Raw genomic sequence first — 21,321 nt, 5'->3', positions numbered from 1 at the left:
CAACCAGCCCACAGCCACCGAAGGAATTCGACACCCTATGACCACCCTGGAAATCAAGGATCTGCACGCCGAGGTCGCCACCCCGGACGGGGACACCGTCAAAATCCTCGACGGTGTGAACCTCACCGTGAAATCCGGCGAGACGCACGCCATCATGGGCCCGAACGGTTCGGGTAAGTCCACGCTGTCCTATGCCATCGCCGGGCATCCCAAGTACACCGTCACGTCGGGGTCGATCACCCTCGACGGTGAGGACGTGCTGGAGATGTCGGTGGACGAGCGGGCGCGGGCCGGGCTGTTCCTGGCCATGCAGTACCCGGTCGAGGTCCCCGGTGTCTCGATGTCGAACTTCCTGCGCACGGCGGCGACCGCGGTGCGCGGTGAGGCGCCGAAGCTGCGGCACTGGGTCAAGGAGGTGAAGGAGTCGATGAACGAACTCGATATCGACGCCGCCTTCGCCGATCGCAGTGTGAACGAGGGTTTCTCCGGCGGCGAGAAGAAGCGCCACGAGATCCTGCAGCTGGGCCTGCTGAAGCCGAAGATCGCCATCCTCGACGAAACCGATTCCGGTCTCGACGTGGACGCGCTGCGTATCGTGTCCGAGGGCGTGAACCGCTACCGGGAGCGGGAGAACGGCGGCGTACTGCTGATCACCCACTACACCCGTATCCTGCGCTATATCCAGCCGCAGTTCGTACACGTCTTCGTGGGCGGGCGCATCGTCGCCGAGGGCGGTCCGGAACTCGCCGAGGAACTCGACGCCAACGGCTATGTGAAATTCACCCAGACGGCCGGAGCCGGAGCCTGAGATGACCGCGACCCTTCCCGCCTTCGACGTCGCCCGGATCCGGGCCGACTTCCCGATCCTGAACCGTACGGTCCGGGACGGGAAGCCGCTGGTGTACCTGGATTCCGGGGCTACCGCGCAGCGGCCGCTGGCGGTGCTGGACGCCGAACGTGAATTCCTCCTCGCGAGCAACTCCGCGGTGCACCGCGGCGCGCACCAGCTGTCGGAGGAGGCCACCGACGCCTACGAGGACGCTCGCGCGCAGATCGCCGCGTTCGTCGGCGCCGCGGCCGACGAGATCGTGTTCACCAAGAACGCGACCGAATCGCTGAACCTGGTGACCTATTCCTTCGCCGACGACCGGTTCCCCTATCACGTCGGCCCGGGCGACGAGATCGTGATCACCGAGCTGGAGCATCACGCGAATCTGGTGCCGTGGCAGGAACTCGCGCGCCGCACCGGTGCCACACTGCGCTGGTACGGGGTCACCGACGACGGCCGGATCGACCTGGATTCGCTGGAACTGTCGCCGGCCACCAAGGTTGTCGCCTTCACCCATCAGTCGAATGTCACCGGCGCGGTGGCGCCGGTCGCCGAACTGGTACGCCGGGCCCGCGCGGTCGGCGCGCTGGTGGTGCTCGACGCCTGCCAGTCGGTACCGCACGCGCCGGTCGATCTCCACGCGCTCGATGTGGACTTCGCCGCGTTCTCCGGGCACAAGATGCTCGGTCCGTCCGGAGTCGGTGTGCTCTACGGGAAGCGGGCGCTGCTCGCGGAGACCCCGCCCTTCATCACCGGTGGTTCCATGATCGAGACGGTGACCATGGAGGAGACCACCTACGCTCCGCCGCCGCAGCGGTTCGAGGCCGGGGTGCCGATGACCTCGCAGGTCATCGGGCTGGGTGCCGCGGTCCGCTATCTGGACGAGATCGGGATGGACGCGATCGCCGCTCATGAGCACAGCCTCGTCGACGCCGCGCTCGCCGGGCTGGGCGCCGTACCGGGTGTGCGGATCATCGGCCCGACCGAGAACGTCGACCGCGGCGGCGCGGTCGCTTTCCTGACCGAGGGTATCCACGCGCACGATCTGGGCCAGATCCTGGACGACGAGGGCGTGGCCATCCGGGTGGGACACCACTGCGCCTGGCCGCTGCATCGGCGCTTCGGCGTCGCCGCGACCGCCCGCGCCTCGTTCGCGCTGTACAACACGGTGGACGAAGTGGACAAGATGGTCGCCGCGGTGCGGAAGGCCCAGAGCTTCTTCGGGGTTGCCTAGAACATGCGTATGGAGCAGATGTACCAGGAAGTGATCCTGGATCACTACAAGCATCCGCACAATCGCGGGCTGCGGGAACCCTTCGGCGCCGAGGTGCACCATGTGAACCCCACCTGCGGTGACGAAGTGACGTTGCGGGTAAGGCTGGGCGAGGACGGCGCGGTCGAGGATGTGTCCTACGACGGTCAGGGCTGCTCGATCAGTCAGGCCTCGGTCTCGGTGCTGACCGATCAGGTGATCGGCCTGCCGTTGGTCGAGGCGCTGAGTGTCGTCGATTCGTTCAACGAGATGATCGGCAGCCGGGGCACCGTCGAGGGCGACGAGGACGTCATCGGTGACGGGATAGCCTTCGCCGGCGTCGCGAAATACCCGGCCCGGGTGAAATGTGCGCTGCTGGGCTGGATGGCGTTCAAGGACGCGGTGCTGCGGGTCGACGGCGCGGCCGATTTCGCCGCGACCGTGGCAGCATCCGATACCGACCCATCACGGAACGGGGAAACAGCATGACCGATACTCCTGCCACCGAGGTCACCGCGCCGGAGAGCGCGGCGGCTCCCGAAGCCGAGCTGTCGGCCGAGGATCTGGCGCAGCTCGCCGATCTCGAGGAGGCGATGCGCGATGTCGTCGATCCCGAGCTCGGTATCAATGTCGTGGATCTGGGGCTGGTCTACGGGATGCGGGTCGAGGAGACCACCGCGGTCCTGGATATGACGCTGACCTCGGCCGCCTGTCCGCTCACCGATGTGATCGAGGATCAATCCCGTAACGCCCTGGTGCGCAGCGGACTGGTCGACGATCTGAAGATCAATTGGGTCTGGATGCCGCCGTGGGGTCCGGACAAGATCACCGAGGACGGCCGGGAACAGTTGCGGGCGCTCGGCTTCACGGTCTGAGCCCGCCACCCACCGCCACTGATTCGCGACGGCGACCGATACGGTCGCCGTCGCGTTCTGGTCTGTACCCGAATTGGTTCGGACGGGAGGCCGGGAAGCGGGCCGCTGGTACGGACCGGTCGCGTGTTCCGGTACGCCGGTCATATTTCGCCCGGTAATGGCGGGCTTTCACCGGAATGCGGCTATTCCACGTTCCCGCGGTGATCGTCGCGGCATGTGTTCGGTCGTCCGCAATGCGGATTTCGCCGGGGATCCGGGGTCGATTCGACCGGCCCGGTGCAGTATTCGATCTGTCTTGATATCAATTTTCCGAGCCCGCCGCCAATCGCCGACCGGTCGGTCCGCTTTCGGTGCTCCGGCGCTGGTGATAGGGGATGCGATCGTGGTGTGCGCTGGGGCACCCCCGGCCGCGGGCGCGGTCCCGGCGGTGCCCCGTGTTCGTGATCTTCACCGGCGCAATACCTTTCCGCATTCGGCGAGGTCGCGGCCCTATCACGGAAAGGTGACAATCGATTATCGGCAGTTATTGAGAGAGTTCACCACGATGCTGCTACTGTGAGCGGGTCGTCGGGTTCCGGGCCATCGGAGGATGCGCTCCGATGGTCAGCGATCGGCCGAATGACTTGTCCCTTAGTTACTTTCGGGTAGTCGAAAGTAACTAAGGGATATGTCACCGACCGTTACCGCGGTGCCCGGCACGGACCTCATCCGGCCAGGGGCGAACATGGTCGGCGTCGCGAGGAAGGCGAGACGAAGCGCCGTGGCCTGCCACGGCACCGCGTGGCGCACCTCGAGCCCCGTCAACGACGAGAAAGCTGATGAATCTGAATACCGCCGTGCTGCTTCCCTGGATACTCGCCCCCATATTGGTGCTCGGCGTGGCGTGGTACGCCGTTCGGGCTGTGCGAGAGCAACAGAAACGACTCGATGTGCTCGAGCGGGAGCTGGCCGTGCGCGAGGACGCGCTCGAGCATCTCGCGGCCAGCACACTGCCCGCTGTCTCCGAATCCGCCCGCCGCTTCGAGCAGACCACAGTGCCACCCGAAGTGCCTCCGGGACTGGAGAATTCGCGCTTCGCCCAATGCCTGCGCTGGATCATCGACCGCGTCTCCGAGGATCTGCGCACCGTCGTGGCCGATACTCGCGAAACCGTCACCCGGGAGATGGAGGAGCAGGTCCGTACCTCCGTCTCCGCCGCCGAACGCAACGTCCGTACCGAGGCCGACGCCGGCCGTGAACGCGCGGAAACCCTCGCGCGTGAGGCGACCAGCGCGGCGGTCCGCTCGTTCGGTACCTCCGTGGTGAGCCTGGGCGCGGATGTCTCCCAGGTCGTGAGTTCCGCGCTGCGCGAACACCGCGACGACCGCGTGTACGAAACCCTCATCCGCATCGACCACACCGTGCAGCAGATGATCCGTCAGGCGCAGTCCTACGTGATCGTCTGTGGTGGTCTGCCCGGTCGCCGCTGGCCCGCCCAGTCGCTCACCGACGTCGTCGGCGGTGCGACCGGACGTGTGCGTGACTACCTGCGGGTGCGCCCCTCCCAGCTGGACCGCATCGTCATCAGTCGTGCGGTCGAACCACTGGTGCACACGCTGGCCTCGCTCATCGACAACGCGCTGCGTTACTCGCCGCCGACCTCGTTCGTGGACGTGACCTTCCAGGAAGGCCACCACGGCGTCACCGTGATCGTCGACGACGCCGGCGTGCGGATGAACGCCGAGCAGATGGAAGAGGCCCGGCAGGTCCTGGCCAACGAACGTTCGATCGATATCCACCAGCTGGGCCCGGCTCCCAAGGTCGGTTTCCCCGGTATCGCCGCACTCGCCCGCCGCTACGGGTTCACCGTCTACATCGACGGACCCAACGCCTACGGCGGTATGCGCGCGATGGTCTATATTCCGGAGGCACTGCTGGTCGCACCGAAGAGCAACCAGGACAACGACACCGCGCTGCCCGGCGGCGCACCGGCTCCACGCGAACTCGCGGCGGTACCCGGCGGCCAGGCCTCGTCGGTATCGGGAAGCTCGGGTAACGCCTTGGTCGGTAACGCCGTATCGTCCGGTGGAGGAGCGCATTCGGCGACGACCACCGGCGCGCACGCCGCGGTACCCGTCGTATCCGAGAGCTCCCGGCCTGTCGAGCGGTCTTCGGCGGCAGGTGACATCGACGAGACCGAGAGCGAGCAGCGTACGACAGTCCACGACATCACCAGCGGCGGCCTGCCCCGGCGCCGGCGACGGGCCGCGGCCGTCCCCGCCGACATCAACGATCGCGTGTCCGGACAGGACAGGACCGAAGCGGGTCAGCCCCGCCCCGATATCGCCGCCGCCTGGCAGAGCGGTTCCAAGAGCGGCCGTGCCGCCGCAACCGAACACACCGAAGGGATGACATCCTGATGGGTTCACCGAGGACAGTGGTATCCGACAGCACCAATAAATTGGGCTGGTTACTGGACGATCTCGAGGTTCCCGGCGTCCGATTCGCCGTCCTGCTGTCCGAGGACGGGCTGCGCATCGCCCATTCGGCGGGTATCGCGAAAGACGATGCCGAGCGTTTCGCTGCCGCCGCCTCCGGGCTGCGCTCACTCGGCAAGGCGCTCGGTGAGTTCTGCGGCAGCAACGGAAACGACGTGCGGCAGAACATGACCGAATACGACCAGGGCATGATCATGATCACCGCGGCGGGCGAGGGCGCGCTCCTGGGTGTCGCGACCATGACCGATATCGATGTGGGCCTGATCGCCCACCGGATGAACGAGCTGGCCGGCCGGGTGGGTCACGAGCTCGGCAGTGAACCTCGCAGAGGCGCACACGGCGGCGATCTGCAATGAGCCGGTCGCGGCGTGATCCAGATCTGGTCCGTGCCTATGTGCGGACCGGCGGACGCTCCCGTCCGACCCGTGAGCTCGGCCTGGTAACCCTGGTCGTGGCCGTCGGGGATCCGGCGCCGGGCTCCACGCCGGACGCACGCCGGGTGGTCGATGTCTGTGCTCGCGGTGCCCTGTCGATCGCGGAGGTCGCCGCCTATCTCGACCTCCCGCCGTCGGTGGTGACCATCGTGGTGTCCGATCTGCTGGACAGCGGACATCTGAATATCCCGACCCCGGCGGAAATAATGCCGGAGATCGCCCTGCTCGAGGAGGTACTCAATGGGCTCCGTGCTCTCCCGGCCTGATCGGCCCGCGGATTACGGCCGCGCGGTCGACTATGTGCCGGAGACGGTGACCCGATCGGTGAAATTGCTGGTCGCCGGTAATTTCGGCGTCGGCAAGACCACCTTCGTGAGCAGTGTTTCCGAGATCAAACCGCTGCGTACCGAGGAGACCATCACCGAGGCCAGCGTCGGGATCGACGATCTGGGCGGGCTGGGCTCGAAAACGCAGACCACGGTCGCCATGGACTTCGGCCGTATCACGCTCAACCCCGAACTGGCCCTGTACCTTTTCGGTACCCCGGGCCAGCAGCGGTTCATCCCGCTGTGGGAGGAATTGGCCAAGGGTGCGCTCGGTGCCCTGGTTCTGGTGGACACCCGGCGGATCGAGAAGGCCGACGAGGTGCTGGCCGTGCTCGAGGAGCGCGGTGTGCCGTACGCGGTCGGGGTGAACGAGTTCGAGGGCTCGAATCGCTTTCCGCTGTCGGAAGTGCGTGAGGCGCTCGACCTCACCGAAGACACTCCACTCATCGCCCTCGACGCCCGTGATCGGCGTACCTGCCTGCAGTCGCTGATCACGCTCGTCGAGTATCTGTTCCACCGATTGGAGTCTCGTCTTTGACCGCGCAGTTCTCTCCGGTTCCACAGCAGCAACCTCCGTTCGCCGGATGCCCGGTCGTCCACGGAGACCCCACCGGAGGAATCGGCGATCGATTCAGCCTCTTCTCCGAAGAATTCGCCGGTGATCCGCATCGGGCCTATGCCGCGATGCGGAGCCGGTACGGATCGCTGGTTCCCATCGATCTGGCGCCGGATGTTCCCGCCACCCTCGTGATCGGCTACGAAGCCGCGGTCCGGATCCTCAACGATCCCGATCGATTCCCGGCCGATCCCCGGACCTGGCAGACGAGCATCCCGGCGGATTCGCCGGTCAAACCGATGATGGAGTGGTACCCGAACGCCCTGCGCAACAGCGGCGATCTGCACCTGCGGTACCGCCAGGCCTATGTGCACGCCATCGACGGTATCGATCTGCACGAACTGCACCGGACGGTGGAGCGGATCGCGGTCCCGCTGATCAACTCCTTCTGTGAGACCGGCGAAGCCGATCTCGTGATGCAGTACGCGTTCCCGCTGGTGTTCGAGGTGCTCAACCGGATGGTCGGTTGTTCACTCGAACTGGGTGAGCGGGTGGCCAACGGTATGGCCGCGCTGTTCGACACGGTCAATGCCGAGTGGGGGATGAATCATCTCAGCGAAGCGCTGATGGAACTCATCTTCCAGAAACGTTCCGATCCGGCCGACGATGTCACCTCCCGGCTGGTGCACCACCCGGCGAAGCTCGACGACGAGGAGCTGCTGTCCAACCTGATCAGCTTCTACGGCGCCGGGGTGGAACCGCAGCAGAACCTGATCAACAACACGCTGCTGCTGATGATGACCGACGACCGGTTCGGCGGGAACATGCTCGGCGGTGCGCTGTCCACCCGCGACGCGCTGGACGAGGTGCTGTTCAACGACCCGCCGATGGCGAACTTCTGCACCACCTACCCGCGGCAGCCGATTCTCGTCGAGAACACCTGGTTGCCGGCCCATCAGCCGGTGGTGATCAGCCTGTCCGCGTGCAATAACGATCCGGCTGTCCGGGGCGCCGATCATACCGGTAACCGGTCGCATCTGGCCTGGAGTATCGGACCGCACGCCTGCCCGGCGCAGTCACCGGCGTTCGTGGTGGTCCAGGAGGCGATCGACCTGCTGCTCGACGCGCTTCCCGAACTGGAGCTGGCGGTGGCGCCCGAAGAACTCGTCTGGCGTCCCGGACCTTTCCACCGGGCGCTGGCGGCCCTGCCGGTAGCCTTCCCGCCTTCTCCGCCGTTGAATCTCGTATAAGGAGTCAGTCGTTGGAACGCGAACTCATCGTCCTGGACATGGCCGGTGCGGATACGCAGCGGGAAGCGACACGGTTGCGTGCTCAGGGCCCCGCCGCGCTGATCGAGCTGCCGGGTAACGTTCCGGCATGGTCGATCACGGACGCGGCGGTCCTGAAGAGTCTGCTGGCCGATCCGCGGGTGTCCAAGGATCCGCGCCAGCACTGGACAGCGTTCGTGAACGGCGAGATCACCGAGGACTGGCCGCTGCTGCCGTGGATCGCGGTGGAGAACATGTTCACCGCCTACGGCCCCGACCATCGCCGGCTCCGGCGGCTGGTGTCCCCGGCATTCACGCATCGGCGGACCGCCGCGCTGCGCCCGCGAGTGGAAGCGCTGATCGCCGGACTGCTCGACCGGTTGGCCGCCGTACCCGCCGGTCAGGTGGTCGATCTGCGTGAGGGCTACGCCTACCCGGTGCCGATCCGGGTGATCACCGAGTTGCTCGGCGTACCCGAGCAACTGGAAGCGGGCCTGCGGGTCTGCGTCGACCGGTACTTCGACACCACGATCGATCAGGCGGGTGCCCAGGCGAATTTCGTCGAGATGTACGGTCTGGTGACCGAATTGGTCGCCTATCGGCGTGACAATCCCGGTGACGACATCACCAGTGTGATGATCACCAGTCGCGACGAGGACGGTTCGCAGCTCACCGAGAAGCAGATCGTCGAAACGCTGATGCTGGTCATCAACGCCGGCCACGAGACGACGGTCAACCTGCTCGATCAGGCCATCGTCGCGCTGCTCACCCACCCGCAGCAGCGGGCGGCCGCACTCGCCGGTGAGGTCGGCTGGTCCGAAGTGGTGGAGGAGACGCTGCGTTACGAGGCGCCGGTCGCGCATCTGCCGCTGCGATTCGCCGTGGAGGACATCGAGATCGAAGGCCTGCGGATCGGTAAGGGTGAGGCCATTCTCGCCTCCTACGTCGCGGCCGGCCGCGACCCGAAGATCCACGGCGCCACCGCGGATACCTTCGACGTGACCCGGGCGGCCAAGGATCACGTGTCGTTCGGGCACGGGGCGCACCACTGCATCGGCGCGCCGCTGGCGCGGATGGAAGGCGAACTCGCGCTGCCCGCGTTGTTCCGGCGCTTCCCGGATATCCGGCTGGCGGTGGATGTGAGCGAACTGCGGCCGGTGGTGAGCTTCGTTTCGAACGGTCACCAGGAATTGCCTGTGTACCTGGGCTGAAGCCGGTAGCGTAAAAGATTCCGGTTCTTACAACTTCATGCTGATGGCTCGTCGCGGACGTCGCTGAGCGAGATGTATGGGTCGGCGGATAGGTCTGCGAAAACGCACTATTCGCCGATTCATACGAACCTCGGAGTGTGATGTCTTGACCACAGCACAACATGATCAGCGGCGCGTATCCGATCCACGCCTGGTGATCCACGGTTCCCCGATGGACCCCATCGGTCCCTACGTACCGCTGTATTCGGAGGAGTTCGCCGCCGATCCGCACAAGGTGTACCGGGAGATGCGGCAGCGTTTCGGGTCGCTGGCTCCGGTCGAGCTGGCACCGGGGGTACCGGGCACCCTGGTTATCGGGTACCACACCGCCTTGCGAATCCTCAACGATCCGGAGCATTTCCCCGCCGATCCCCGGGTGTGGCAGCGCGGAGTCCCCGAGAACTGCCCGGTGCTACCCATGATGGAGTACCGGCCGAATCCCCTGCGCACAGTCGGCAACGACCGGATCCGCTACCGAGCGGCCGCAGTATCGGCCATCGGCGAAGTCGATATGCACGAGTTGCATTCCACCATCGAGAAGATCGCGGTCACGCTGATCAACTCGTTCTGTACCGACGGCTACTGCGATGTCGTCGGGCAGTATGCCTCGCCCCTGATCTTCGCCACGCTGAACGCCATGCTGGGTTGCCCGCCCGAGCTCGGGCACCGCGCGGCCCGCGGCCTGGCGGCCATGTTCGATACGGTCGGCGCGGCCGAGGGCAATGCGACCCAGGCCGACGCGCTGCTGGAACTGGCCCGTCTCAAACGGGTTCATCCGGGTGACGACATCACCACCCGGCTGGTCCAGCATCCGGTACACCTGAGCGACGAGGAGACACGGCAGCAGCTGGCGCTGCTGTACGGCGCGGGTACCGAACCGCCGCAGAATCTGATCGTGAACACGCTGCTGCTCATGCTGACCGATGAACGATTCGCGGCGAATGTGCTCGACGGGAGTCTGTCGACCCGGGACGCGCTGGACGAAGTCCTGTTCAACGATCCGCCGATGGCCAACTACTGCATCAGCTATCCGCGACAGCCGATATTGATCGACGGTATCTGGTTGCCCGCTCATCAACCGGTGCTGATCAGTATGACGGCGTGCAACAACGATCCCGCGATAAAGTCCGGTGGGCTCACCGACAACCGGTCGCACCTGGCCTTCAGCGTGGGCCAGCACAGCTGTCCGGCACGTTCGGTGGCGCTGCTGGTCGTCCAGGACGCCCTCGATCAGTTGCTGGACGCGATACCGGAGATGGAGCTCGCGGTACCGCCGGCCGAGCTGCGGTGGCGGCCGGGCCCGTTCCACCGGGCGCTGGTATCGCTGCCGGTCACCTTTCCCGAGAGTCATCCGCTCCGGCTCGGCTGACCGGCTCTCCCGCGATCTCGTTCGGCTGTGGGCCGACGGAGCGGGTGGATGGCGGCCGGCACCACCACCGGCCGGTGGAGCCGATGGTCGCACCTCGCTACCGGCGGAAAATAAGGCGGAGAAAGGGGCTTCCGGGCCCGCGGCCCGAGAAGTGGACGGGTATTCGGCCCGGCGTGGCGGGCCGGTAGGCGTGTGACGGTTTCTCCCCGGTACACGAAGGGATCGTGGCGCCGCGAAACTCGTTCGTGCGCGACGGGTTCCGGGTAGAGTCGCGTGCTCAGCCCAGCGGCCGTCACTACGGCGGCGCAGATCACACCCTCAGGAATCAGCGAACGTTGAATATCGACAGCGAACCCCTCTCGCCCGCCGGGCCGAAAGATTTCGGTGGCCCACGTATTCCCCTGTACACGGAGGAGTACGCGGCCGATCCGCACAAGGTGTACCGGGAAATGCGACGCCGCTTCGGATCGCTGGCCCCCGTGGAACTGTCCCCGGGGGTGCCCGCCACGCTGGTGATCGGGTACCACACCGCATTGCGGATCCTCAACGACCCGGATCATTTCCCTGCCGATCCGCGTATGTGGGAGCGCGATATACCGGCCGATTCACCGATCCGGCCGATGATGGAATGGCGGCCCAACCCCGTGCGCAGTGCCGGGCGCGATCATCGGCGGTACCGCTCCGCGGCCGCGTCGGCCCTGGGCAGGATCGATCTGCACCGGTTGCACCAAACCGTCGAGGCCAATGCGATCCCGCTGATCAACGCATTCTGCGAGACCGGTCACTGCGATGTTGTCGGCCAGTACGCGCTCCCGCTCATCTTCGCGACACTCAACGATATGCTCGGCTGCTCGACCGATATCGGGCAGCGGGCGGCCACCGGTATGGCGGCCATGTTCGACACCGTCGACGCCGCCGCCGGTAACCGGATGCTGGCCGAGGCGCTGCTGGAGCTCACCCGGGTCAAACGGGCCGAGCCGGGCGCCGATGTCACCAGCTGGCTGGTGGAACATCCGGTGAAACTGGACGACGAGGAGATGCTGCATCAGCTCGCGCTGCTCTACGGGGCAGGAATCGAACCGCCGCAGAATCTGATCGTGAACACGCTCCTGCACATGCTGACCGACGAGCGGTTCGCGGCCGATGTCCTCGACGGCAGCCTCTCGACCCGGGACGCGCTGGACGAGGTGCTCTTCAACGATCCGCCGATGGCCAACTATTGCATCAGTTACCCCCGGCAGCCGATCCTCATCGCCGATATCTGGCTACCAGCGCATCAGCCGGTGCTGATCAGCATGGCCGCCTGCAACAACGATCCGGCCATTCGGACCGGCGATTTCACCGACAACCGGTCACATCTGGCCTTCGGTACCGGCCCGCATTCCTGCCCGGCGCGTCCGGCGGCCCTGTTGATCGTGCAGGACGGTATCGATCAGCTGCTGGACGCCCTCCCCGAACTGGAACTGGCGGTAGCGCCGGAAGAGCTGCGCTGGCGGCCCGGGCCCTTCCATCGTGCGCTGCAATCACTGCCGGTCGTTTTTCCGAAGAGCCCGCCGATCAGCCCGGCCGGCGCTCGGTAGCGCGGTACCGGCCGTAGCCGGCCGCGAGTCAGCCGTAGCCGGCCGCGAGTCAGATGGTGCGGTGCAGTTCCAGGAAATCACCGACGGTCCGCCGCGGTGTCGGCGGCTGCGCGGCGGAGGCCGGTGCCGTGCCCACCCGGACCACGACCTGCGGTGCCGCGGGTTCGTGCAGCAGATTCGCGATGGTGCGCCGGCTCACCGGAACCTCGGTGATATGGGTGAGTGGACAGGTGGCCAGCCCGGCGGCCGTGCATTCCAGTAGAACGGCCGACAGGGCCTCACCGGCCCGTAGCCACTCCAGGGGGCTGTCCGCGGCCGAACCGATGACCAGCAGACGCGAGGAATCGGTGAGTTCGCCGCGCCGCAGCGAGGGCGGTGCGGCCGGAAACGCGCGACCGACCCCTACCTGTGCCATTTCCGCGGCCGAGACCAGTGCGGAGATCGGCACACCGTCGGCGGGGGAGTCGTTACCGGCCCACCAGTGCAGTTCGTTCAGATATTGCGGATCGTATTCGCGCAGCGCCGCCGACTGGGCGGAGGCGGCGGCCAGCCGCAGCCGGGCGGAATCCTCCAGCACCGCGAGCACGGCACCGTGTTCGCCGGCGGTGGCGTCGAGGCGGGGGCGCACCCGCTCCCAGTCGCGGGGCGGCAGCATGGGCAGCCGATCGGTGAAGCGCTGGTCGATGGCGGCCGCGCGGGCCCGGACGGTATCGGAGACTGCGGCCGCCGGGGCGAAGTCGACGGTGGCGAGATGGTCGGCCGCGGTATCGGGCAGCCGGGTCACCTCGGTATCCCAGCCGGCGGCCGCGAACGCGGTCCGCGCGTGATCCAGGATGGCACCGCAGCTGATGATCAGCTGCCTGCCCTGTGGATCGGCCGAGAACAACTGCCGGCTGGTGTCGCGGTGCAGCTGCAACCGGTGGCCGTCGAAGACCCAGCGCCACGGCTGGGTGTTGTGCACCGACGGCGCGCGCCGGGCCAGGGACAGCGCCGCCCGCACTGTCGGATGATCGGGCACCCGGGCCGTACCGATGGCGTCCATCTCCCGAGTCTGCCCCGCCCGGTCGCACCCGACCACCTCATGGGCGGATTCGCGCCGAATCGTGGCACTCAGGGCATGGGGCCGATACCGGTGATCAAGGTCCGGTCACCGATTCGCATCGCGGTGACCAGTTGTGGGTTGTACTCCAGGGGAGCCGTACCGGGCCGGAACTCGGTGATCGCGACGGTGTACTGGCCGACGAATGCCCCGGGGTCTATCCGGACGCAATAGGTGGTACCCGCCGGAATGCTGTCGATACCGCGCTGGATATCGGCGGCCGGAGGTACGGCGGCATCCGCTGCGACCAGGGCCCGGGCCTGTTCCCCCGACCGGGCGACGTAGTAGGCGTGCTGGAATCCGAAAATGGCCTCCGGCCCGGACTCGGTGCCGCCCGGACCGTTGCCCTGCACGGTGTTGCCGATCCGCTCGGCCGCGCAGTGCGGATCGGTTCCGGGAGCGGCCGGCGCCGTGGCACTGGGTGCGGCCGCGACGGGAGAACGCGTTTCCTCCCCGCCGACGACTACGAACTGCACATAGGCGGCCGTGCCGAGCGCCGCTACACCCGCCACGCCGAGCAAGATCGGAACCGCTCGTTTCCGGCCGCCGGCGGGCGCCTCGGCACGGACCGGTTCCGGGGTGGCGGGTTCGGGTGGGGTCAGCCGCCGGCGCAGGCGCTCCCGGGCGCCCGCCGGGGAACTGTCCGCGGGCGGCGGGGCGGGGTCGTGGTCGGTTTCCGCGGCGGGCGCGGCCGGTCCGGGATCGGCGACGGGAGACCGCACCGTCGCCGGCTCCTCGCCGGGACGGATATCCGCGCTGTCGGTGTTCGCTCGCGCGACCCAATCCGACCACGAACCCTCGTAGGTGGCGTTGCCGCTGTCCCATCCCGGAAGGCGGAGCACCGGGATCGGTTCGGTCGGAAACGTATCGTCGGGTACCGGGGTGGCATCGTGATGTGGCCGGTAAAGTTCCGGCCGCCGCGTCGCCGGGTCCGGGTCGGCGTCGCCCGGGTGCGGGAAAGTGCCGGAGTCCCGATGCCGGGTCGGGTCGGTGGGGTAGGGCGGACGATCTCGCCCGTCGGCGGGACCCGGTGGTGGTCTATCCATGGCGCGGCCCCCTTCATCGGTTCACGATGCGTGATCGCTCTCCATTGTTCTAGTGGATCGGCGACCGGAGCGCAGCGCGGGGGCGTCGCCGGACGCGGTGACCGCGTCCGGCGACCGGTTCACCAGTGGATGTTCACCGGATCACCGACACCCACGTTCTCGTAATACCAGGAGGCGTCGCCGGGGGCGAGATTGATGCAGCCGTGGCTGACATTGGAATTGCCCTGCTGGCCGACCGACCAGGGTGCGGAATGGACGAAGACACCGCCCCAGGTGAGCCGCTCGGCCCATTCACCGTCGATCAGGTATCCCTCCGCGGAATCCAGCGGAATACCGATCGTGCGGGAGTCGAAGATGATGTTGCGGAACTTCTCCAGTACCGGATAGGTGCCGGTGGGTGTCTCGTACCCGGGCTTACCCATGGACGCCGGCATGGTCCGCACCACCACACCACCCATGCTGACGGTGAACGTGTGGGTCGACATGTTCGCGTCGGCGATCACGCCGCCGTTGGTGTCGAACTGTGTGCGCCGGTCACCGAAGTTCACGGTGAGGGTGGTATCCGCCGGTAGATACCCGCGGGGAGTCCAGGTCAGCTCCCGGTCACCGCGCCAGGAGTAGGAACCGGGCAGCGGATCGCCGGCGGTGACCGACAGCGACTGCTCGGCGCGGGCCCGATCGGTGACCGCCGCGGCGAACCGGACGGTAACCGGATGTGCGATTCCGACGACCGCGCCGTCGGACGGAGTCACCGAGGCCACGGGTGCGGGGCCGGGCCGATCGATCGTCATGGCGCTCGCCCCGGCGGGGGCGACGGCCAGCGAGAGTGCGACCGCGATCGCTAGAAATAGGTGCCGGGCAACGATATTCATGGTGCCACCCCTTACGGACGACTGGTGGACAGACGTCCATCCTAAGGGGCCATGATCAACTCAACCACCCAAGATATCGTCCCGGCACCCGTTCGCGACGTTGACACACCGCGCGATTGCTATTCGGTGACAAGTTTCCAGTCGTCGGGTAGCCCGTGGACATGCATGGTGGCACCCTCGGCGTGGATGCTGACCGTGGCAGATCCCAGTCGCAGATCGGTGAGGCCGACTTTGCCCCATTCCCGTGGCAACTGCGGGGTCACCCGCAGGACACGATGCGGTACACACGGCGACAGCCCGAGGAACGACCGGACCAGCAGCAGCGGCGCCGCGCTCGCCCACGCCTGCGGTGAGCACGAGGTGGGGTAGGGCACCGGCGAACGGAACTCGGTGCGGGCGAAACCGCAGAACAGCTCCGGCAGCCTGCCGCCGAAGTCGATGGCCGCGTCGAGCAGGCCGGTGGTGAGCCGTTCGGCCAGTTCCGAGGCTCCGGCGATATGCCGGTACCGCAGCAGCCCCGCCACCGCGATCGCGGTGTCGTGCGGCCATATCGAGCCGTTGTGGTAGCTCATCGGGTTGAAGGCGCCCATTCCGGTGGCCAGGGTGCGCAGCCCGAAACCGCTGTCCATACTCACATCGGCCAGCCGTTCGATCAGTTCGGCGGCGCGTTCGTCGGAGACGATCCCGGTCCACAGGCATTGGGCGGCATTGCTGGTCAGCGAGTCGACCTGGTTCTTCTGCCCGTCCAGGGCCACGGCGTACCAGCCGTTCTTGGCGACCCAGAACGCCTCGTCGAACCGGTCCTTGAGGTTCTCGGCCTGTTCGCGCAGGCGCGCGGCGGTACCGGTATCGCCGAAATGTTCGGCGAGCTGGGCGCGCGCCAGCCGGGCCGCGTACACATAACCCTGGACCTCGCACAGCGCGATGGACGGTTCGGCCAGATGACCGGAGGCGTCGTTGATCGAGTCGAAACTGTCCTTCCAGCCCTGATTGCTCAGGCCGCGATCGGTCTTCCGGCGGTACTCGACGAATCCGTCGCCGTCGGCGTCGCCGTATTCGTCGATCCAGGCCAGCGCCGCGTCGGCGGCCGGGAGCAGTTCGCGGATCACCTGGTCACCCGCGCCCCAGCGCCAGCATTCGGCGAGCAGCATCACGAACAGCGGCGTCGCGTCCACCGAACCGTAGTAGACCGTGCCGCCCAGCACCTGGCCGCTGGCCGGGCCGTGCCGCATCTCGTGCATGATGCGACCCGGTTCCTCCTCGGTGATCGGATTGACCTTCGTCCCCTGCAGATCCGCCAGCCTGCGCAGCGTGCCGACCGCGAGCGCGGAATCCAGCGGTAGTGCCATCCACGAGGTGAGCAGGCTGTCCCGGCCGAACAGGGCCATGAACCAGGGTGCCCCGGCGGCCACATAGGCCGGTGCGCCGTCGGTGCTGCCGTCGATACGCAGCGCCCCGAGATCGCTCTCGGTGCGCTGCAGTACATCCGACAGGGCCGGATCGGTCGCGGTGAGATCGGTGGCGGTGGCCCGCCACGCCTTCAGCCGACTGATCGGACTGTCCTCGTCGTCCCCGAACGCCATCTGGACCCGGCGGTGCGAGACCACCGGCTGCGCCAGGATCTCGGTATCCCAGCGGCCGCGCGCCGGCACCACCACCTGCCAGGTGATGGTGCCGGGCAGCATGACCGCCCCGGCCGTGGCACTGATGGTCAGTCCGCGACCGGGTTCGTTGTGGTCGGTGAGGTGCAGATCCCCGTCGACGGCGTTGTGCTCGGCACCGCCGCCGTGGTTACGGCCCTCCTTGACCGCGAACAGATCCGCGAAATCGGAATCGACGAACATGGTGACGGTCATCGCCGTGTCCTCGTGCCCGAGGTTGTGCACGGTGACGGTCTCCTTGAGACCGTTGCCGATGAGCCGCCGCCGCACCACCAGCACAGTGCTGTCCGCGACCCCGGCGCGCGGGGGTTTGCGCAGGATGAACCGGCCCTTGAAGGCCTCCGGGGTGAGCACGGTGAGATGTTCGGCGGGTTGCCCGTCCAAACGCAGTTCCCACCGTGAGATCACCCGGGAGTCCCGGTAGAACAGGCCCTGTGAGGTACCGGAATGGATATCGCCGAGCGGGTCGGACAGGCAGAATGTGCTCGCCTCGACCAGAGTGACCGTCCCCCCGCCGCCGTTGATGGCGGCGGGCTGGCCGGAGTTGAGAATTCTCGGCGGTGCGTTCATGCCCTACTCCATACCGGTGTCGTGCCGGCGTCGGCGCGTATCTCGGGTACCGAACTGCGACGCATACCGACGGCGGTCAATGCCTGTCCCCTGTGGTGGGATTCGTCCCACGCATCGAGTATGCGGTAATAGGCGGCCTCGTACCCGGCACCCAGCTGATCCACGCCGAAATAATCCTCGACGCGCCGCCGGCAGGCGTGCGGATCGAGCTCGCCGACCCGGGCGATAGCGGCCGGGAGCTCGTCGGGGTGATCGCAGATGAACCCGGTGACACCGTGTTCGATCACTTCGTCGACCGCGCCGCCGCGCAACGCCACCACCGGCGTGCCGCAGGCCATGGCCTCGATCATCACGATGCCGAACGGTTCTTCCCAGCGGATCGGGAACAGCAGGCAGCGCGCGCCCGCGAGCAGTTCCCGTTTGGCGACCGCGTCGGCTTCCCCGAAGACGTGGTCGGTATCGGTGAGCAGGGGCTCGATCTCCTGTGCGAAGAACGCCTTCTCGGGCGGTTCGTTGCACTTACCGGCCAGGATCAGCTTCAGCCCGGCCTCGTGCGCGGCGCGCAACGCGAGCTGGGGGCCTTTGTAGGAGGCGTAGCGGCCGAGGAACAGCGCATAGTCCTGCTTCTCGGTCCGGAAGGGCCATTCACTGGGCCGCAGCGCATTGTGTACGCGGCCGATCCAGTTGAAACTCGGCGCCAGTTCGCGCTGCCGGTCGCTGATCGCGACGAGACGAGTGTGCTCGTCGAGAGCGCCGTAGTACTCCCACATATCGTTGTCGACCGGGCCGTGCACGGTGACCGCGGTCGGAATACCCAGCGCCTCGTAGGCGGGGGCGTTCAACGGGCCGGCGAAAGTATGGTCGTGGATGATGTCGATATGCCGGGAGCGGGCGAGTTTCTCCACCACACGCCGCACTTTGAGCGCGTTGACCACCTCGGGGAAGGGGTCGCCCAGCCGGTCGGCCTGAGTGGCCTCCCAGACCGGGACGAATTCGGCCTCGGTACCGGGCTTTCCGGCACCCAGGAGCGTCACCCGGTGCCCCCGCGCGACCAGGGTGTCGGCGAGTTCGGCCACCACGGCTTCCACACCGCCGTAACCGGCCGGGGGGACATCGAAATACGGGGGCGCGACCAGCACGATGTTCAGCGGGTGGTTGCGACCGTTTCCGCCGAAACCGGCACGTCGGGTTTTTCGCGCCGGGGTATCCGAATCGGATTCCGCATTCGTGAATATGGTGCTCAACTCATCCTCCTCGATTAGTGACCGCGCGGCATACCACAATCGCCACCCGGCCAATGGGTGGAGCTGATCGACAACCATTCGGTACGAGAGCAGTACCGCTATCGGAAGCGCGCCGGAATACCCGGCGCCGGAAAGAAGCGTGGCGGACGCCTGTTTACGCCCGGAACGCGGGAATTCAATCGCCGAAGTGCGCGGACCGCCCGGGCGAAATGCCGAACGCGGGTCGATCCGGGGTGGCCGAAGCAATGGCCAAGGTGAGACCGGCCCGTCTGCGGACCAGACATTCGGGAGAACAGAGTCGATGGATACCGTGCGCGCGCCGGGCCTGGCCGAGCGTCAACACTCCTGGATCTGCCGAACAGTCGGCGATATTGGATACGACTCCGTGTTCGGTGATGACATCGATACCCGGTTCCTGGGCTTCCGCCGCGAGCGGCGCCGATGTGTACCCGATCCTCACCGTTACCTCCTGCACTCGTCGAGCTGGGGCAAACAGTTTCCCGGCCGCCGGTGCCCCGCCGGCCGGTCTAGCTACTCGAGCCTGGGTCGAGCGGTGGAGCAGTGTGAATATCAGGAACGACGCCCATTCTACGCGTGCTCCCTTGTCCACTCGATCTCGAATAATCCCAGTTCGGCATAAACCTGGTTAATTCGCGCGTGCTGATATGTGCACCTGAATCATCCGCCGCGGACCGCACGTAGCACCTCCTGGTGGAGTGAATCCGCCCGTGCGGTGATTTCCTCGATCCGTCCCAGTACCTGGGTGAATGTCGCGGCATGCGCATCCGGAAGCGAGACGACATTGATCTCGATATTCAGTTGGGAGGTGACCGCGGCGGCCCGGGCGGACGCGGCGGCCGCACCGATATCGGTGACCACATTCGGATTACCGATCGGGAGCAATTCGGTTGCCAGGGTCAGTATCCCGTCGGCCTCGTCGATCACCGCGGCGGGGACCCGGGCGGCCTCCAGCAGCGCTGCCTCGATAGCCGCCGACCGTTCGGCGGTTTCTTCGTCGTTGCCCTTGGGCAGCTTGTAGGCGGCGCCGACGGCGGTGAACGCGTCGGCATCGGCATCGGCCAGGGCCAGGGCCCGCTCGCGGGCGGTATCGGCGGCTTCGATGATGCGGTCGATCACCGGCCGGTGATCGGCATCCTTGGCCCGGGTGGTGTAGCGCGCGACCATGGCGACCAGCGCGGCTCCCTGTGCGGCGTGTAGCGCGGCGACCGCGCCGCCACCCGGTGCGGGCACCTTCGCCGCGAGTTCGCCCAGGTAGTCACCGATCGGCGAACCCCCGAAACCGCTGGCGGTGTGCTGAGGCGATTGGGTGGGCTGCGACACGATTCGGCCTTTCTCGATCAAAATTGCTCGAAGTTAGCTGTACTGCTCGGAGCGTTACCGGTTTCAACCTACAGCGTCCCCCGGCGTGGCCGGTGCCGGGCCACCCCGTAGCCGGGATTATGTTGAGGACATGCGGATCGGATTGAGCATCAACTACTCGGGCGGCTTCACCGAGGCGGCGGCCGAAGTGGCCGATTTGGAGCGGGCCGGGCTGGACGTCGTGTTCGTGCCCGAGGCGTACTCCTTCGACGCGGTCAGCGCCCTGGGCTACCTCGCCGCCAAAACCTCCCGGTTGCAGCTGGCGTCGGGGATCCTGCAGCTCTACACCCGGACGCCCACCCTCACCGCGATGACGGCGGCGGGCCTGGATTTCGTCTCCGACGGCCGGTTCGTCCTCGGCCTGGGCGCCTCGGGGCCGCAGGTCATCGAGGGCTTCCACGGCGTCCCCTACGACGCGCCGATCGGCCGGACCCGCGAACTCGTGGAGATCTGCCGCAAGGTCTGGCGGCGGGAACGGCTGGAGTACCAGGGCAAGTACTACCAGATCCCGCTGCCCGAGGGGACGGGCACCGGACTGGGTAAACCCCTGAAACTGATCAATCACCCGGTGCGCGAACGTGTCCCGGTGCTGCTCGCCGCGCTGGGCCCCAAGAATGTGGAACTGGCCGCCGAGCTCGCCGAAGGCTGGCAGCCGATCTTCTTCCTGCCGGAGCGCGCCGACGCGGTCTTCGGTGACGCCCTGCGTGCCGGAAAGGCCAAGCGGGACCCCGAACTCGGCGCGCTCGACGTCTACGCCGGCCCGGCACTGGCCATCGGCGAGGATGTGGAACCGCTGCTGGGCTTCGTGAAACCGATGCTGGCGCTCTACATCGGCGGAATGGGCGCCAAGGGTAAGAACTTCTATCACACCCTGGCCACCCGCTACGGGTACGGTGCCGAGGCAGACCGTATCCAGGAGCTCTACCTGGCGGGTAGGAAAGACGAAGCGACGCAGGTAGTTCCGGACGATCTGGTCCGCGATATCTCGCTGATCGGCCCGGCGGGATATGTGAAGGAACGCGTCGCCGCGTTCGCCGAGGCGGGAGTGACCGTACTCAATGTCGCGCCGCTGGCCGCGACACCGGCCGACCGGGTCAAGCTCATCGAACAGTTCCGCGCGATCTGCGACTGATCCGCGGCCACAGACGACCGGGCCGGGCCACCGCCACCGCTCTGGGTATGTTCGCCAACTCCGGCATCCAAGGCTCCGACGCAGGTACGCTGCTCAAGTCC

The 21,321-nt window shown here is 66.9% G+C and carries 20 protein-coding genes; 13 read left to right on the top strand and 7 right to left on the bottom strand.

Annotated elements, in window-relative coordinates:
* The first annotated feature begins 37 nt into the window (after positions 1–37).
* The 12 genes from sufC to ACWEWT_RS08670 all read left to right on the top strand — a co-directional run bounded on the left by sufC (position 38) and on the right by ACWEWT_RS08670 (position 12,216).
* Positions 38–808: a Fe-S cluster assembly ATPase SufC gene (gene sufC, locus ACWEWT_RS08725; protein ID WP_452557729.1), complete on the top strand. Its 771-nt coding sequence runs from the start codon at positions 38–40 to the stop codon at positions 806–808.
* A 1-nt stretch (position 809) separates the two neighbouring features.
* On the top strand, positions 810–2,063 hold the full coding sequence (locus ACWEWT_RS08720; protein WP_452557728.1) for a cysteine desulfurase: 1,254 nt from the start codon (positions 810–812) through the stop codon (positions 2,061–2,063).
* A gap of 3 nt (positions 2,064–2,066) precedes the next feature.
* Entirely contained in the window at positions 2,067–2,570 is a 504-nt protein-coding gene (gene sufU / locus ACWEWT_RS08715) for a Fe-S cluster assembly sulfur transfer protein SufU (RefSeq protein ID WP_452557727.1), read from the top strand.
* On the top strand, positions 2,567–2,956 hold the full coding sequence (locus ACWEWT_RS08710) for a metal-sulfur cluster assembly factor (RefSeq protein WP_452557726.1): 390 nt from the start codon (positions 2,567–2,569) through the stop codon (positions 2,954–2,956). The genes sufU and ACWEWT_RS08710 overlap by 4 nt, the downstream gene beginning before the upstream one ends.
* An 818-nt stretch (positions 2,957–3,774) precedes the next feature.
* Positions 3,775–5,355: an ATP-binding protein gene (locus tag ACWEWT_RS08705; protein WP_452557725.1), complete on the top strand. Its 1,581-nt coding sequence runs from the start codon at positions 3,775–3,777 to the stop codon at positions 5,353–5,355.
* Complete coding sequence (locus tag ACWEWT_RS08700; RefSeq protein WP_030521402.1) at positions 5,355–5,789, top strand: roadblock/LC7 domain-containing protein; 435 nt, start codon at positions 5,355–5,357, stop codon at positions 5,787–5,789. The genes ACWEWT_RS08705 and ACWEWT_RS08700 overlap by 1 nt, the downstream gene beginning before the upstream one ends.
* The gene (locus ACWEWT_RS08695) at positions 5,786–6,133 is read left to right on the top strand and encodes a DUF742 domain-containing protein (protein ID WP_030521401.1); all 348 of its coding nucleotides are present in this window, start codon (positions 5,786–5,788) and stop codon (positions 6,131–6,133) included. Before ACWEWT_RS08700 ends, ACWEWT_RS08695 begins: the two co-directional genes overlap by 4 nt.
* Positions 6,108–6,731 (top strand): GTP-binding protein, encoded by a 624-nt coding sequence (locus ACWEWT_RS08690; RefSeq protein WP_452557724.1) that lies wholly within the window; start codon positions 6,108–6,110, stop codon positions 6,729–6,731. The genes ACWEWT_RS08695 and ACWEWT_RS08690 overlap by 26 nt, the downstream gene beginning before the upstream one ends.
* On the top strand, positions 6,728–7,999 hold the full coding sequence (locus ACWEWT_RS08685) for a cytochrome P450 (protein WP_452557723.1): 1,272 nt from the start codon (positions 6,728–6,730) through the stop codon (positions 7,997–7,999). The genes ACWEWT_RS08690 and ACWEWT_RS08685 overlap by 4 nt, the downstream gene beginning before the upstream one ends.
* 11 nt (positions 8,000–8,010) lie before the next feature.
* Positions 8,011–9,228, top strand: a complete 1,218-nt coding sequence (locus ACWEWT_RS08680; RefSeq protein ID WP_452557722.1) for a cytochrome P450 family protein — start codon at positions 8,011–8,013, stop codon at positions 9,226–9,228.
* A 211-nt stretch (positions 9,229–9,439) separates the two neighbouring features.
* Positions 9,440–10,636, top strand: coding sequence for a cytochrome P450 (locus ACWEWT_RS08675; RefSeq protein ID WP_452558073.1), 1,197 nt, complete (start codon positions 9,440–9,442; stop codon positions 10,634–10,636).
* 335 nt (positions 10,637–10,971) lie between these two features.
* Positions 10,972–12,216: a cytochrome P450 gene (locus ACWEWT_RS08670; RefSeq protein ID WP_452557721.1), complete on the top strand. Its 1,245-nt coding sequence runs from the start codon at positions 10,972–10,974 to the stop codon at positions 12,214–12,216.
* Positions 12,217–12,265: 49 nt separating this feature from the next.
* Here the strand turns inward: ACWEWT_RS08670 and ACWEWT_RS08665 are convergent, their stop codons facing one another.
* The 7 genes from ACWEWT_RS08665 to ACWEWT_RS08635 form a co-directional block, all read right to left on the bottom strand.
* Positions 12,266–13,258: an Acg family FMN-binding oxidoreductase gene (locus ACWEWT_RS08665; RefSeq protein ID WP_452557720.1), complete on the bottom strand. Its 993-nt coding sequence runs from the start codon at positions 13,256–13,258 to the stop codon at positions 12,266–12,268.
* A gap of 68 nt (positions 13,259–13,326) precedes the next feature.
* Positions 13,327–14,361 (bottom strand): hypothetical protein, encoded by a 1,035-nt coding sequence (locus ACWEWT_RS08660; protein WP_452557719.1) that lies wholly within the window; start codon positions 14,359–14,361, stop codon positions 13,327–13,329.
* Between the two features lie 119 nt (positions 14,362–14,480).
* Complete coding sequence (locus tag ACWEWT_RS08655) at positions 14,481–15,233, bottom strand: L,D-transpeptidase (RefSeq protein ID WP_452557718.1); 753 nt, start codon at positions 15,231–15,233, stop codon at positions 14,481–14,483.
* A gap of 119 nt (positions 15,234–15,352) precedes the next feature.
* Positions 15,353–17,464, bottom strand: a complete 2,112-nt coding sequence (locus ACWEWT_RS08650) for an amylo-alpha-1,6-glucosidase (protein WP_452557717.1) — start codon at positions 17,462–17,464, stop codon at positions 15,353–15,355.
* Positions 17,461–18,612 carry a glycosyltransferase family 4 protein gene (locus ACWEWT_RS08645; protein WP_452558072.1) on the bottom strand — a complete coding sequence of 384 codons (1,152 nt, stop codon included), beginning with the start codon at positions 18,610–18,612 and terminating at the stop codon, positions 17,461–17,463. Before ACWEWT_RS08645 ends, ACWEWT_RS08650 begins: the two co-directional genes overlap by 4 nt.
* A 271-nt stretch (positions 18,613–18,883) precedes the next feature.
* Positions 18,884–19,168 carry a hypothetical protein gene (locus ACWEWT_RS08640; protein ID WP_452557716.1) on the bottom strand — a complete coding sequence of 95 codons (285 nt, stop codon included), beginning with the start codon at positions 19,166–19,168 and terminating at the stop codon, positions 18,884–18,886.
* 218 nt (positions 19,169–19,386) lie between these two features.
* Complete coding sequence (locus ACWEWT_RS08635; RefSeq protein ID WP_452557715.1) at positions 19,387–20,049, bottom strand: cyclodeaminase/cyclohydrolase family protein; 663 nt, start codon at positions 20,047–20,049, stop codon at positions 19,387–19,389.
* A gap of 130 nt (positions 20,050–20,179) precedes the next feature.
* Here ACWEWT_RS08635 and ACWEWT_RS08630 point away from each other — a divergent pair, with 130 nt between their 5' ends.
* Positions 20,180–21,220, top strand: a complete 1,041-nt coding sequence (locus ACWEWT_RS08630) for an LLM class F420-dependent oxidoreductase (protein ID WP_452557714.1) — start codon at positions 20,180–20,182, stop codon at positions 21,218–21,220.
* Positions 21,221–21,321: the final 101 nt, after the last annotated feature.

Source organism: Nocardia sp. NPDC003963, assembly GCF_053605105.1.
This window is presented reverse-complemented; position numbering and strand designations above follow the sequence as displayed.